The sequence below is a fragment of the Microbispora sp. CA-102843 genome, assembly GCF_050936215.1.
Lineage (GTDB): Bacteria > Actinomycetota > Actinomycetes > Streptosporangiales > Streptosporangiaceae > Microbispora.
This window is the reverse complement of record NZ_JBNJNF010000001.1, coordinates 3,567,311-3,580,980: the sequence shown is the minus strand read 5'-3', so window position 1 is coordinate 3,580,980 and position 13,670 is coordinate 3,567,311. Positions and strand designations below refer to the sequence as shown.

The window sequence follows — 13,670 nt, the reverse complement described above, 5'->3', positions numbered from 1 at the left end:
GGACGCGGGACACCGGGGCGAGAGTCGTCACGGAGAACGATGGCGCGAGAAAGGGCGGAGGGAGCCGCTGATTGCCGCGCCTGTGCCGATGATCTATCCGCGGGAGGAAACGATCTACATGAATGCCCGCGCGGTCGAATGCTACTCTCCACTATTCATGATTTCCATATTGTTGTGGGCACTTTCCACAATAGCCATCGGATTCCGCGGGCAAATCCATATAAGAGGCGATATATGCCGACAGAGCCGCTCGCCGCCGCGAATGCCTGGGAAATGAGAAATAGTTCCCGCGTTGCGGGGAAACACGCCGGCTCCGGGGTGGACGCCGGGCCCGGCCGGCACTGGCTATCCTGCGCTGATCTCCCCTTGACACGGCGTTCCGCTGCAGGACCAGGGGTGCAACATGCCAGGCGTAGGCACAGCGGCCGGCGACGGCCGGAACCGGAGGGCCACGACCCTGCGAATCCTCGGCGCCGTCTGCACTGTGACCGCCGTCCTCATGGCCGCCTGGACCGCGGCCTTCACCCCGGCCTTCGCCGAGGACGACGCGGGCCGGAGCGGCGTCGAGATCGTGGATGCGCCCGCCCACGACGGGACCGGCGCGACGCCCGGCACTGAGGTCTCGGCCTCGCCCGGCCCCTCTCCCGGATCCTCTCCCGAGGTCTCTCCCGAAGTGGCTTCCGCCGACTCCGGCGACATGGGCGACACGGGCGACACGGGCGACACCGTCCCGGTCCCCTCGGCGAGCGGCACGCCGCAGCCGTCCCCGCCGGGCGCGAGCGCCTCGCCCGGCCCCGAAGCCGCCGCGCAGTCAGCGGCGCCGCGCGACCGGAGGACCCGCAGGGGCGCCCGCGCCCGGGCGCTGCGCCAGACCTGCCCGCCCACCTCGATCATCTGCATCGAGAACAGCCTGCCGGGCAGCCCGCCGTCGCAATGGGACGTGCCGGGGTCGGGGAGCGCCGCCATCGCCGGGTTCCCCACCCAGATGAGCGTCAACGCGGGGGAGACCGAGCAGTTCAAGGTGCTGGCGCCCACGGTCACCTCGTACCGGATCGACATCTACCGCGTCGGCTACTACCAGGGTCTGGGAGCGCGGCAGATCGCCAGCGTCACTCCGTCCGCCCCCCTGCCGCAGCCGCAGCCCGCCTGTCTCACCGACTCCACGACGGGGCTGGTGGACTGCGGCAACTGGGCGGTCTCGGCGTCCTGGGCCGTGCCGCCCGACGCCGTCTCCGGGGTCTACCTCGCCGACTTCGTCAGGACCGACGGCACCAGCGGCGTCAATCAGGCGATCTTCGTCGTGCGCAACGACGCCCGCAACTCCGACATCCTCGTGCAGACCTCCGACGCCACCTGGCAGGCGTACAACAGCTTCGGCGGCAACAGCCTGTACGAGGGCAGCCCAGCCGGACGCGCCTTCAAGGTGAGCTACAACCGTCCCCTCAACACCCGGCGCACGCACCCGGAGAGCAACTTCTTCGACTCGGAGTACCCGATGATCCGGTGGCTCGAGGCGAACAGCTACGACGTCGCCTACACCAGCAACGTCGACACGGCGACACGCCAGGCGCAGCTGCTCAACCACAAGATCTTCATGTCGTCCGGGCACGACGAGTACTGGTCGAACGAGATGCGAACCAACGTGACCAACGCCATCAGCAACGGCGTGAACGTGACCTTCTTCTCCGGCAACGAGTCGTTCTGGAAGACGAGGTGGGAGAACAGCATCGACGGCTCGGGCACGCCGTTCCGGACGATGGTCTGCTACAAGGAGACGCTCGCCAACGCCAAGATCGACCCCACCACGACGTGGACGGGGACATGGCGGGATCCCAGGTTCTCCCCGCCGTCGGACGGCGGCAGGCCGGAGAACGCCGTGACCGGAACGCTCTACCGGGTCAACGGGCTCTCCAACGACTCGATCACCGTCCCGTACGAGGACGCGTCCATGCGGCTGTGGCGCAACACGTCGGTCGCGAACCTCCAGCCCGGCCAGGTCGCGGTCTTCCCCGCGGGCACGCTCGGCTACGAGTGGGACGGGGCGCCCGACGACGCCAGCGTCCCGACCGGCCTGGTGCGGCTGTCCGGCACGACCCTGACCACGCCCGACAAGTTCCTGCTCGACTTCGGCAGCACGTACGGCTACGGGACCGCCACGCACAACCTGACGCTCTATCGCACCTCCGGTAACGCGCTCGTCTTCGGCGCGGGAACCACCCAGTGGGCCTGGGGGCTGGACGCCGTCCACGACCGCCCGGGCACTCCCACCGACATCAACATGAAGCAGGCCACGGTGAACCTCTTCGCCGACATGGGAGTGCAGCCGGCCACTCTGGAGCAGGGCCTCGTCCCGGCGACGCCGTCGACGGACACCGCTCCCCCGACGTCGGCGATCTCCATTCCGACGACCGGCGCCTCGGTGCCCGGCGGGACGGTCGTGACGATCAGCGGCACGGCGGCCGACACCGGAGGCGGGGTGGTGGCCGGGGTCGACGTCTCGGTCGACGGCGGCACGACATGGCACCGGGCGGCGGGCAGGACTAGCTGGCAGTACCGCTGGGCGACGCCCACGTCCCAGACGGTCACGATCCAGTCCCGGGCCGTCGACGACATCGGCAACATGCAGAACCCCACGACCACGAGGACGCTGACCGTCAACGCGGGGTGCCCGTGCTCCATCTGGCCGTCCGACAGCACGCCCGCCCAGCCGAGCCTGGCCGACAACACGCCGGTGGAGCTCGGCGTCAGGTTCCGCGCCACGTCGCCGGGCTACGTCTCCGGGGTCAGGTTCTACAAGGGCTCGCTGAACACCGGCACCCACGTCGGCAGCCTCTGGACCGCCGACGGCCAGCTCCTGGCGCAGGCGACCTTCACCAACGAGACCGCGAGCGGCTGGCAGCAGGTGAACTTCCCGACCCCCGTGCCCGTGATCGAGGGCGCCGACTACGTCGTCTCCTATCACACGCCCGGGAACTATGCGGTGACCAGGCCCTACTTCACCAGCCAGTACTCGAACGGGCTGCTGACGGCCCCGGCGAACGGCGACGGTGGAGGCAACGGCCTGTACGCCTACAGCCCGGCGAGCACGTTCCCGACCAAGACCTACCAGGCCACCAACTACTGGGTCGACGTGGTGTTCACCTCGGCCACCACGCTGTGGGACGACACCACGACGCCGACGACCCCGTTCCAGGCCGACCCGAATCCGGTCGTGCTCGGGGTGAAGTTCCAGGCCACCGCCTCAGGCAAGATCAGGGGGGTCAGGTTCTACAAGGGCGCCCAGAACACCGGCACCCACGTCGGCAGCCTCTGGACCGCCGACGGCCAACTCCTGGCGAGCGCGACCTTCACCGACGAGACCGCGAGCGGCTGGCAGCAGGTGACCTTCTCACCGGCCATCTCCATCAGCGCGGGCACCACGTACGTCGCGTCGTACTCCACCACGACGGGGTACGCGACGGACCGTTTCTACTTCCTCAACGCCTACACCCGGGGGCCGCTCACCGCTCCGGCGAGCGGCGGGAGCGGGGGCAACGGGGTCTACGTCTACAGCGCGGCGAACGCCTTCCCGAACAAGAGCTTCCAGGCCACCAACTACTGGGTGGACGTGCTGTTCGACCCCGACCCGCCGCAGCCCGCCGCCCGCCGGCCCCTGCGCCGCGTGCGGCCCCACGCCGGTCTCCCGGCGGGGCGGTCCCACCCGGGCCTCCGGCCGGAGACGAAATCCCTGCCTGTTCCACCGGACGGGAATTACTGGGGCAGGCATCGGCGATTCGTTTCCAAGGGATTCGTCATCCGCTGATCGCAGCCATTCCGGCTTCGGTCAACCCGCCGGACGGCCGCCGCCATCGAAGCGGATTCCGCCGGTATCGTGATCCACGCACACCGGCCGTGGCCTGCGGTTTTCCGCCCGGCCTATCGGCTCAGCAACGGGGGAATTCCTTGACCGAGCAATTCATCACCCAATCGAACGCCGAATACCGGGCGCCGGCCGGGGGCGGGCGCGGACCGGCGGCCCTGCCGGTGGTTCCGCGGTGAGCCCGCTGTCGGTGCTCGTCGTGGGGGCGAGCGCCTGGCGCGCCGGTCCGCCCCGCGACGACCCCAACGTCCGTACCGCACAGGCGCTCGCCGATCGGCTCGGCGGCCGGTACGACATCGTCTGCCCCTGCGGGGACGCCGCTCCCGGCACGATCGACCTGGGCGCGGTGCGCGTCCACCGGGTGCGCACCGCCCGGCGGGCGGCCTTCGTCCCGGCCGCCCGCCGGGTGGTGGACGGCGTCGCCGCGTCCGGCACACACGTCCTCATGTCGAGCGATCCCCTCGCGGCCCTGGCGGTCGAGTCCTCGCGCGCACGGAGGGCGCTGCCGCACATCTTCCAGGTGCAGGGCGAGATCCTGAGCCCGGGGCCGGAGTATGGCGGGCGGCTCAAACGGTTGGGCATCGCGCTGGCCACGAGGTCCGCGGTCCGGCGCGCGACGGCGGTGCGCGTGGTGCGCGAGGGCATGCGCCCGATCGTCGAGTCCCTGACGTCGCGGCCCGTCGTCTACCTCGGGAGCCGCGTGGACACCCGGCTGTTCACCCCGCAGGCCGGGGGCGAGCGGGCGTCCGTCGCCGCCGTCATGGTCGGCGGCCTCCTCCCGGTCAAGAACCATCTCACCGTCGTGCGGGCCTGGCAGCGGGTCGCCGCCGCCTTCCCGGACGCCCGGCTGCTCCTGCTGGGAGAAGGTCCGTGCCGTCCGGAACTGGAGACGGCGATCGGCGAACTCGGCCTGCGCGACCATGTGGAGCTGCGCGGCGCCGTGCCGCATCGGCAGGTCGCGGCCCTGCTCCGCACCGCGGGATGCCTGCTGCACCCGTCCTGGTCGGAGGGTCAGCCCCGCGCCGTACTGGAGGCGATGGCGTGCGGCCTCCCCGTGATCTGCAGCGACATCACCGCCCACCGGGAGATCGCGGTCCCGCCCGCCGCGCGGCTGGTGGCCCCCGGCGACGTCGGCGGCTGGGCGGAGGCGGTCAGCCGGCTGCTCGCCGATCCTGCGGCCGCCGCGGCCGCGGGACGTCACGGACGGGAGTTCGTGACCGCTCACCACGACTTCGAGACCCAGATGGACCGCTACGCGGAGCTGATCCTCTCGGTGGCCGCCCTCGGGCCGACCGCCGCCGCCCCGAGCTGAGGCTGAGTGGAGGCCCGCAACGGTTTCCGGGCCTCCACCACGAACCCGCTGGCCGAGACGGCCGCCTCGGGGTGCCGCGCCAGCAGGAGGTCGACGAGCTTCAGCGGCGACAGCAGCCACATCAGCGGGGTCAGCAGCCGGTACAGCCGGCTGCTGCCGAACGACAGCAGGAGCGCGAGCCACTCCTGCAGCACCCAGACCAGCGCCGACGTCGGGCCCGCCCCCACCCGCACGCCCAGCACCTCGAAACCGCGGAACAGCTCGGCCAGGCCCGCCCGGCTGAACCTCTGGTAGTCGTAGGGCGAGGCGTGGAACGGCTGCATGAAAGGCACGTAGCACAGGAGACGCCCGCCGGGCCGGAGGAGACGCCACATCTCCTCGACGTGCGCCCGGGGGTCGGGGACGTGTTCCAGCACCGCGACGCTGATCACGCCGTCCAGCGACTCGCCGGCGAGGGGCAGCGCGCGCAGGTCCCCCACCAGGTCGACGGTGGGATATGCGGCGCCGTCCACGCAGAGCACCCTCGGATCATACCGGTTGGTGCCCGCGCCGAGATCCGCGACGAGGTCGCGATCCAGGTCGAAACCGGCGAGGAAAGGCCGGACGAAACGCCGCAGCAGGACCGGGGAGACCACCTGCACCGCGAGGGGGTACGCCCAGGGCAGCCGCCGTTTCACTGCGTCCTTGAGCCGGTTCAGCGGGTCTTCCCGCAACTCGGCGTCGGCGAAGCCGCCGAAAAGCAGCCGGTCGCCGTCGCGGCGTCCGCCCAGCCCGCACGCGGGGCACGCGTACGCGCCGTCGAGTGGGACGCGACAGGACGGACAGGCGAGCACGCTACGGATGCGATCGACGGGGCGGCTCATCACGGCGCCCCCGCGGTCGTCGGCGGGATCGGGCGCGCCACCGTGGTCGGGCCCGTGATCTGGCACGTGAACTGGCCTGGTCCTGTCCATGCGGGGAGTCTCATCAACGGCGGGCACGGCGCCCGCGCGGCGACCCGCGGGCGGCTCATGTCCTTGCCCGTATTTTCCCGCGCCTTGTCCTCTCCGCACCGGCGGCGCCCGCCGTTCGCCACGGAGGGCCGCCCCCGCGTTCGCCGGCTCGCCCAAAGTGCGGCAACGACTTGCTCGGGTCGCGATCGGCCGCGCCTGGCGGGACACACCCCTCTGCAACACTCGCCGCATGACCAGCACCTCGCCTCTCAACGAGCCCGTCTGCCGCCGCCCGGACCGGGACCGGCCGGATCGGCCGGAGAGGACCGGGGCGCTCCGGCGTGCGTGTGGTTCGGGGTGGCCGCCCGCCGTCTGCGTCGCGGTTCTCGCCCTGCTGGTGCTGACGCGTTTCGGCGTCTCCCCCCGGGACACCGCCGTCTTCGGGGCGTACGTCCTCCTGGGGCTCACGGCACCCGGCATGCTGCTGATCAGGGCTCTGTACGGCGGGAGCCGCACATTGGCGGAGGAGGCCGCCCTCGGGCTCGTGCTGGGCTACGCGCTCGAGGTGTTCGCCTACGCGGGCGCCAGGGCTCTGGGGCAGCCGTTGCTGGTGCTCGCCTGGCCGGTCGGCACCTACGCGGCCTTCCTCCTGGTGCCGGGCCTGCGCCGGCACTGGCGCCCCGGCCGTACGCGCACGCGGGCGCCGCTGTGGTGGGCGTGGTTCCTCGCGCTCGTCGTCGCTTACCAGGTGGTGTGGAGCGCGGTCAACTTCTTCAGGAGCAACGCGCTGACCTGGCCGGCCCTCGCCGCCTCCTACGTCGACATGCCCTATCACCTGGCCCTGGCCGGCGAGCTGAGGCACCACATGCCACCGACGGTGCCGCTGGTGGCCGGCGAGCCGCTCTACTACCACTGGTTCGTCTACGCCCACATCGCCGCGGCGAGCTGGGTCACCGGCGCGGAACCGCTCGTGCTGCTGTTCCGCCTGACGCCGCTGCCCATGATGGCCGCCTTCACCGTGCTCGTCGGGCTGGCCGCACGGCGCCTGGCCACCTCGTGGGCGGCGGGCCCGCTCGCCGTGACCGGCGCGGTCCTCATGGCGGCGCCGAACCTCTATGCGGGCCTGAACGTCGGGGTGTTCACCTGGAGGGGCGCCCTGTCGTGGGTGAGCCCGACGCAGACCTTCGGCGCCCTGATGTCCGTTCCGGTGATCCTCGTCCTGGCCGATCTCCTGGAGGGCAGGGGTCTCCTGGAGGGCAGGGGGCGCGACGCCGGACGGTGGCTGCTCGCCGTCGTGTTCGGCGCTGCGCTCACGGGCGCCAAGTCGACCTACCTGCCCTTGATCGCGGCCGGGCTCGCGGCCGTCGTGGTCGTCGAGACGCTGAGGCGCCGCCGGCCGCCGCGGCGCGCGCTCGCCGCGCTCGCGCTCACCGGCGCCTGCAGCCTGTACGCCCAGTTCGTGCTGTTCGGCCGTGCCCAGCAGGGCGTCTACGTGGACCCGCTCGCCACCTTCGCACGCATGTGGGGAGGGCTGACCGGCCGCGGGAGCGAAGCCGCCGCGCCGTTCGCCGCAGCGCTGGGAGTGACCCTGCTCTACGCCCTGACCTGGGGCATCGTGTGGTGCGGGGTCCTCGGGCTGCTGACTCGGCCGCGCCTGCTCCTGCGCCCCGCGGTCGTCCTCACGCTGACCGTCGGCGCCGCCGGTCTGTGCGCGGTGCCCCTGTTCGGGCATCCGCACATGGCGCAGACCTACTTCTTCGACGCGTCCTACCCGTTCCTGGCGATCACGGCGGCGTACGGGCTCGTTGTCGTCGTACGGCGCGCCCGGGTGCCTCTCCGGGCCGTGGCCTGCGCGGCGGCGGCGGGGGCGGCCCTCCCCTGCCTGGTCCGGGCCGCGTGCGCCGTCCACGTGCCCCTGGGGCCGGGCCTGGACGACTCCGCGCTTTACCGGCCGTACCTCGTTCTGGCGCTCGCCGTCTCGGCCGTGGCCGCGCTGCTGTTCGCCGTCCGGAGGCGGCGCCCCGCCGTGGCCGCGGCCCTGACGCTGTGCCTGCTCTCCGCGGCCGGTCTGCCCGGCGCGTGGCTCACCCGGGTCGTCTCCGCGGTGTCCCGCGGTCCCGCCGCCGACGTCTCCCCCGACTCCGCGCAGGCACCCGCGCCTGCCGCGGTCCCGCGGGGAGCGCTGGAAGCGGGGCGCTGGCTTCGCGACCACTCCGATCCGGACGACGTGGTGGCCACCGACGCGCACTGCGTCTCCCCCGCCGCCGTCCCCTGCGACAGCAGGCACTTCTGGATGGCCGCGCTGTCGGAGCGGCGGATGCTGGTCGAGGGATGGGCGTACACGGCGGCGACCATGAGCCGCTGGCGCCGGGGCGGCAGCCAGCCGGAGAACCTTCCGTTCTGGGACGGCGAGCGGCTCCGGCTGAACGACGGCGTCTTCGCCGCGCCCTCGAAGCCCGCCCTGCGGCTCCTGCGCGACCGGTACGGCGTGCGCTGGCTCATCGCCGACGCCCGCACCTCGGCGCCCGCCGAGAGGTTCACCCCGATGGTGACTCTGGAGTATCGCTCCGGGGACTTCCTCGTCTACCGGATCCCGGACAGCCTCTGATCTCCCGCCGCCACGGCCGGCGCGGGCGCCCGCACCCCGCGTACGGCCGGGTCGGCGGCGCGCTCGTGCGCGATCGTGGCCGCGAGCACCAGACCGAGCATCCCCCACCCCGGGCCGGGAAAGGCGCCCGTGGTGTTGAACCAGACGACCACGGTGCACAGGACGGCCCGGGTCAGCGGGTCGGCCCGGCGCACGACCGGCAGCAGGATCAGCCCGAGGAGGACGAGCCCCAGCAGGCCGAGATACGCGGCGACGTCCAAATAGACGTTGTGCAGCTCACGCAGGGGCGTGCCGGCGAACGCGGCCGGGTCGACGTTGGCCCAGCCCGCGCCGAACAACGGGTCGCCCTGGTCGACGACGCTGCCGAACACCCCGGCCTGCGCCGCGTGGACGGACAGCGTGACCGGAAGGTCGGGGCGCACCACCGGGATGACGGCGACCGCGACCAGAGCGGACACGACGAGCAGCAGGGGGTGGACGCGGCTCATCCGCGTGCGGGCCATCCAGCCGGCCGGTGACAGCCTGCCCAGCATCGCCAGGCCCGCGATCATCGCGATCGTCGAGACGATGCCCTTGCTGCCCGCCAGGCCGGCCAGTCCCACCGCGACGAGGACGAGTTTCACCGGCCTGCGGCGCTCCGCCGCCCCAAGAACGGTCAGGACGGCCGCCACGAGGCCGACCTCGTTGGGGCCGCCGGGGAAGCCCGCCCACCGCGCGGCGGGATCGGAGATCAGGGGGGCCGTCGCGATCAGGAGGACGCAGAGCCAGCGGACATCCCGCCACAGGTCCAGGCCCGGACGGGCGAACAGTCCCAGCACGACGCCGAAGGCCAGCGGCCCGGCCATGCGGAGGAAGGCGAGGGCGCCGTCCCAGTCGCTGTTAACGACTCCGGCGACCAGGAACAGGACGACGGCGACGACGAGCCGATGCGATAGGGGGGCCTTTCTCCGCAGCAGCGCCGTGGTCGCGGCGAGCACGGCGAGAGCGTCCCCCAGCGAGATGTCCACGCCCCCGGGCGAGGCAAGCGTCGGCCACGCCTCCGGCACCGACAGGGCCGCCACGGCCAGCGTGAGCGCGACCAGCCGGTCCGGCGCCGCCAGCAGGAAAACCGGGATGCCCGCGGCGACCCCCAGCAGCGTCAGCGCGGGTGCGCTCCCCTCCATCACGGCCGCGCCCGCGAGCATGGCGATCACGACGGCCAGGCCGACCGCGAACACCGCGTCACCAGGCGGCCCGGGCCGATGCCACCGCCCCGGCGTCACAGCGGCACCCGCCTCGTGAATACGAGGCCGTGTCCTCGCCTGAAAACGTCAATCGAATTCCGGTCGATGTCCCACAGCACGCCAGCGACTTTACGCCAGCGACGGCGCCCCACCTCGCCTTCCGCACCGGGCAAGGCCGCGTGTCGAGACGCCGATAGGAGCCGTACAGGGGTGGGAGAATCCGCCGCGAGAACAAGACTCCGGAGCGATTCAGAAAATGGATGACGAATTCCAGCAATACCTTTGTAATGCCGGGCCAATATTCCGTTCCGCCCGGGGTGCCGCCGGCCTCGCCGCCGTTTCCCGGGCGGCACCATGGCCCGGTGATCAGGAAAGACGCCGCCACTCCCGGCGGGCGCAAGAAAGTCGTCTACGTCGTTCCCCATCTTTCCGGAGACGAGTCCGAGCACTTCGCCCACGTGCCCGCCCTGCTGGAGTCCCTGGGGGCGCGGACGGACCTGGTGGCCCTGGTCGAGCGGGGCGCCCCGCCGTCCTCCCTCCCCGGCGTGCATGCCGTCTGCTCCGTCGCGGGCCATCGCAGGGCGGCGAGGTTCCTCGGATACATCCGGGCGATCCACCGGCTCAGCCGCTCCGGCTATCGCACGTACTTCCTGCGCTACTCCCGCTTCCTGCTGGTCGCGCTGATCGTGACCTATCCCCTTTATCGGCCGCGCATCCTCCTGTGGCGCAGCGGCACCGCCGACCTCCTGGAGCCCGGCGCGACGAGGAGCCTGCGCGCCCGGCTGGACGACACGGTGAACTACGCGCTGTCCCGTTGCGTCCACGGGTTCGTCACGGGACCGGAGGCGATGGTGCCCGTCATGCGCGCGCGCTGGCGTATCCCCCACCGAAAGATGCGCCTGCTCTACAACGACATCGACGGTGACCGCTTCGCGCCGCCGTCCCCCGCGGACCGTGCGGAGACCCGCCGCCGCCTCGGCTGGCGTGAGGAAGAGTTCGTCGTCCTCTTCGTGCACCGCCTGTCGTTCCGCCGGGGCACGCGGCTGCTGGCGCCTCTGCTCCGCGCGGTGCGCGGCCGGCTGGACCGTCCCGTACGGCTGGTCGTGGCCGGCGACGGTCCCGACCGGGCCCTGCTGGAACGCCTGGCCGCCGGAGAACCGGGCCTGGAGATCCTGGGCGCGGTCCCCAACCGGGACCTGCCTCCCCTGTACGGCGCGGCGGACTGCTTCCTCATGCCGAGCTACGAGGAGGGGTTCCCCCGCGTGCTGCTGGAGGCGATGAGCACGGCTCTGCCGATCGTGACGACGCGGGCCGGCGGCTCGGCCGACGTCGTGGGCCCCGGCTACCCGTACCTCTGCGACACGGGCGACCTGGACGGCCTGGCGGCGGGGACGGCCGCGGTGGCGTGCCTGCCGCCGTCGGAGCGCGAGGCGCTCGGAGCCCGCCTGCGGCACAGGGCGAGGGAGAGGTTCTCCCCGCAGTGTGCCGCCCGGATGCTGGAGGAGATCCTGTGAAACCGCTGCGTATTCTGCGGGTGGGATACCGGCTGCCGCCCGAGCGCGGCGGGAAGGAGCGCCACCTCGACCGCCTGACCAGGCAGCAGCTCGCTGCCGGGCACGAGGTGGTCGTCGCCCACCGGCGGGGCGAGCCGCCACCGGGCACGCGCGCCCTGCCGCTGACGCCCACCCCCGCGAGCCGCCTGGTGTCCGCCGGGAACGACGTGGTCGCCTTCGCGCTGGAGTGCGCCGGGGCGCTGTCCGGGGTGGGCCGGCTGGACCTCGTCCACCTCCACGGCGACCACCGTGAGACGCTCGTGCTCGGGCCGGCCGTACGGCGGCTGGGAGTCCCGCTGGTGGTCACCGTGCACGGCGCTCTCGCGGGCGGCCTCCACCGGCCCCTCATGCGGCGGGCGTTCCGGCACGTGGACCGCTTCATCGCGCTCGGGACCCGGCCGCGCGACGGACTCCTGACGGCGGGAGTGCCCGCGGGACGCATCCACACGATGTCCAGCGGCCTGGACCTCGCCCATCTCTCCGAGTATCGCGGCCGGACCGAGCGGGGACTGGTCGTCAGCGTCGGGTCGCTGGAGCCGGTGAAGAACCACGCGCTGCTGATCGAGGCGTTCGGCGCGGTGCAGGCGCGCCACCCGCACGCCCGCCTCGTCATCGTCGGCGAGGGCAGCCAGCGCGCCCGCCTCGAACGCCTGGCCGGGCCGGGCCGCGGCGTGCACCTCGCCGGCCACCTGCCGGCCGAGGACGTGTACGCCCTGGTGGGCCGGGCCGAGGCGTTCGTCCTCGCCTCCCGCACGCTCGGCACGGTCGGCGAGGGCGTGCCGACGGCGGCGCTGGAGGCGCTCGCGCTGGGCACCCCGGTCGTCGTGTCCGGGGACGCCTCGCTCGGCCCTGCCGTCACCGACCCGCGCGCCTACCTGGCCTTTCCCAGCGGCTCCGCCGCCGCCCTCGCGGCGCGGCTGGACGCGGTCCTCGCGGACGCGTCCCTGCGCCGCGACCTGTCCCGGCGGGGCCGCCTGGCCGCGGCCGCGCTCGACTGGCCCCTGGTCGCCGCCCGGGTGCAGGACGTGTACGAGCCGCTCCTGCGCCGCCGCGTCGCGCGGCTCGCGGAGGCCGACCGATGAGCGGGGGGAAGGGCACACATGTCTGCGAAGTGATCAAGACGCTCGACGTCGGCGGCGCCGAGGTGCTGCTCGCCGAGCGGCTGCTCGCGGCGCCCAGAACGGACACGCGCTACACGGTCGTCTGCCTGCACGCCTCCACCCAGGAGCTGATCGGACCGCTGCGGGCGGCCGGGATCGCGGTGGTCGACCTGACCGCGTGCCCGCGCCGGTGGCGCCTGGCCCGCATGGTCGCGGTGGTGCGGCGGCTGAGGCCGGACGTGCTCAATCTCCACTCCCCTCTGCCGGCGTCGGTGCTGCGCCCCGTCTCGCGCCTGTGGCGGCGCCGGCCCGCGCTCGTCTGCACCGTCCACAACGTGAGCTACCGGCTGCCGACTCTGCTGCTCGACCGTGCGACGGGGTGGCTCGACGCGCGGACCGTGGCGGTCTCTCCTCAGGTGGCCCGGGCACGGACGATCTGGCGCGCCCGCGGCCTGGTCACCCGCGTCCACGGGGTGCGGGTCGAGGAGCAGCGACGCCACGCCCGGGACAGGGCGCGGACGCGGCGGGAGTGGGGGGTCGCCGAGGACGCCTTTCTGATCGGGCACGTGGCGAACTTCCGGCCGCAGAAGAACCACCGGCTGCTGCTGGACGCGGCGGCCCGGGTGCTCGCGGCGGAGCCGCGAGCCCTGTTCCTGCTCGCCGGGTCGGGGCCACTGCGGGCGCGCACCGCCGAGCGGGTCGGCGCGCTGGGCCTGGACCGGGTCCGCCTCGCGGGGCACGTCCCCGCGGCGGGCCGGCTCGTCGCCGCCTGCGACCTCCTGGTGCTGAGCTCCGACCACGAGGGCCTGCCCGTCGTCGTGATGGAGGCTCTCGCCGCGGGCGTGCCGGTCGTCTCCACGGCGGTCGGCGGCGTTCCCGACCTGGTCCGGCACGGCCATAACGGCCTGCTCACGCCGCCCGGTGACGCAGGGGCGCTGGCGGACGCGATCCGGCAGGCCATGCGGCCCGACGTGCACGCCCGTCTTCGCGGGGGCGCCGACGACAGCGCGTCGCTCGTCGACATCGGCCGCACCGCGGTCTGGTTCGAGCGGCTGTACGACGAGGTCCGCCGATGACCGCACC

General features: G+C 73.0%; 8 protein-coding genes. 6 read left to right on the top strand and 2 right to left on the bottom strand.

The annotated features are described in order from the left end of the window. Positions 1-403: 403 nt before the first annotated feature. Positions 404-3,802 carry a N,N-dimethylformamidase beta subunit family domain-containing protein gene (locus ACQEVJ_RS16805; protein WP_433101919.1) on the top strand — a complete coding sequence of 1,133 codons (3,399 nt, stop codon included), beginning with the start codon at positions 404-406 and terminating at the stop codon, positions 3,800-3,802. Positions 3,803-4,034: 232 nt separating this feature from the next. Then, positions 4,035-5,171 carry a glycosyltransferase family 4 protein gene (locus tag ACQEVJ_RS16800; RefSeq protein ID WP_433101917.1) on the top strand — a complete coding sequence of 379 codons (1,137 nt, stop codon included), beginning with the start codon at positions 4,035-4,037 and terminating at the stop codon, positions 5,169-5,171. On the opposite strand, the gene ACQEVJ_RS16795 is transcribed toward ACQEVJ_RS16800, so the two are convergent. Next, complete coding sequence (locus ACQEVJ_RS16795; RefSeq protein ID WP_433101915.1) at positions 5,111-6,124, bottom strand: class I SAM-dependent methyltransferase; 1,014 nt, start codon at positions 6,122-6,124, stop codon at positions 5,111-5,113. The two genes, ACQEVJ_RS16800 and ACQEVJ_RS16795, sit on opposite strands and share 61 nt — an antisense overlap. A 229-nt stretch (positions 6,125-6,353) precedes the next feature. Between ACQEVJ_RS16795 and ACQEVJ_RS16790 the strand changes: the two genes are divergently transcribed. After that, positions 6,354-8,711 (top strand): hypothetical protein, encoded by a 2,358-nt coding sequence (locus ACQEVJ_RS16790; protein ID WP_433101913.1) that lies wholly within the window; start codon positions 6,354-6,356, stop codon positions 8,709-8,711. Here the strand turns inward: ACQEVJ_RS16790 and ACQEVJ_RS16785 are convergent. Beyond that, on the bottom strand, positions 8,687-9,928 hold the full coding sequence (locus ACQEVJ_RS16785) for a hypothetical protein (protein ID WP_433101911.1): 1,242 nt from the start codon (positions 9,926-9,928) through the stop codon (positions 8,687-8,689). The two genes, ACQEVJ_RS16790 and ACQEVJ_RS16785, sit on opposite strands and share 25 nt — an antisense overlap. Positions 9,929-10,296: 368 nt before the next feature. Here ACQEVJ_RS16785 and ACQEVJ_RS16780 point away from each other — a divergent pair, with 368 nt between their 5' ends. The 3 genes from ACQEVJ_RS16780 to ACQEVJ_RS16770 are packed head-to-tail and all read left to right on the top strand — an operon-like array spanning position 10,297 to position 13,663. Next, positions 10,297-11,448 carry a glycosyltransferase family 4 protein gene (locus tag ACQEVJ_RS16780; protein WP_433101909.1) on the top strand — a complete coding sequence of 384 codons (1,152 nt, stop codon included), beginning with the start codon at positions 10,297-10,299 and terminating at the stop codon, positions 11,446-11,448. Further along, complete coding sequence (locus ACQEVJ_RS16775) at positions 11,445-12,569, top strand: glycosyltransferase family 4 protein (RefSeq protein ID WP_433101907.1); 1,125 nt, start codon at positions 11,445-11,447, stop codon at positions 12,567-12,569. The genes ACQEVJ_RS16780 and ACQEVJ_RS16775 overlap by 4 nt, the downstream gene beginning before the upstream one ends. Further along, positions 12,566-13,663, top strand: coding sequence for a glycosyltransferase (locus ACQEVJ_RS16770; RefSeq protein WP_433101905.1), 1,098 nt, complete (start codon positions 12,566-12,568; stop codon positions 13,661-13,663). The genes ACQEVJ_RS16775 and ACQEVJ_RS16770 overlap by 4 nt, the downstream gene beginning before the upstream one ends. The last annotated feature ends 7 nt before the right edge of the window (positions 13,664-13,670 follow it).

What these genes read in the sequence shown, in the direction of transcription:
- ACQEVJ_RS16805 (WP_433101919.1), top strand. Translation starts at nt 404, where the DNA reads ATGCCAGGCGTAGGCACAGCGGCCGGCGACGGCCGGAACCGGAGGGCC.
- ACQEVJ_RS16795 (WP_433101915.1), bottom strand. Translation starts at nt 6,124, where the DNA reads ATGGACAGGACCAGGCCAGTTCACGTGCCAGATCACGGGCCCGACCAC.
- ACQEVJ_RS16790 (WP_433101913.1), top strand. Translation starts at nt 6,354, where the DNA reads ATGACCAGCACCTCGCCTCTCAACGAGCCCGTCTGCCGCCGCCCGGAC.
- ACQEVJ_RS16770 (WP_433101905.1), top strand. Translation starts at nt 12,566, where the DNA reads ATGAGCGGGGGGAAGGGCACACATGTCTGCGAAGTGATCAAGACGCTC.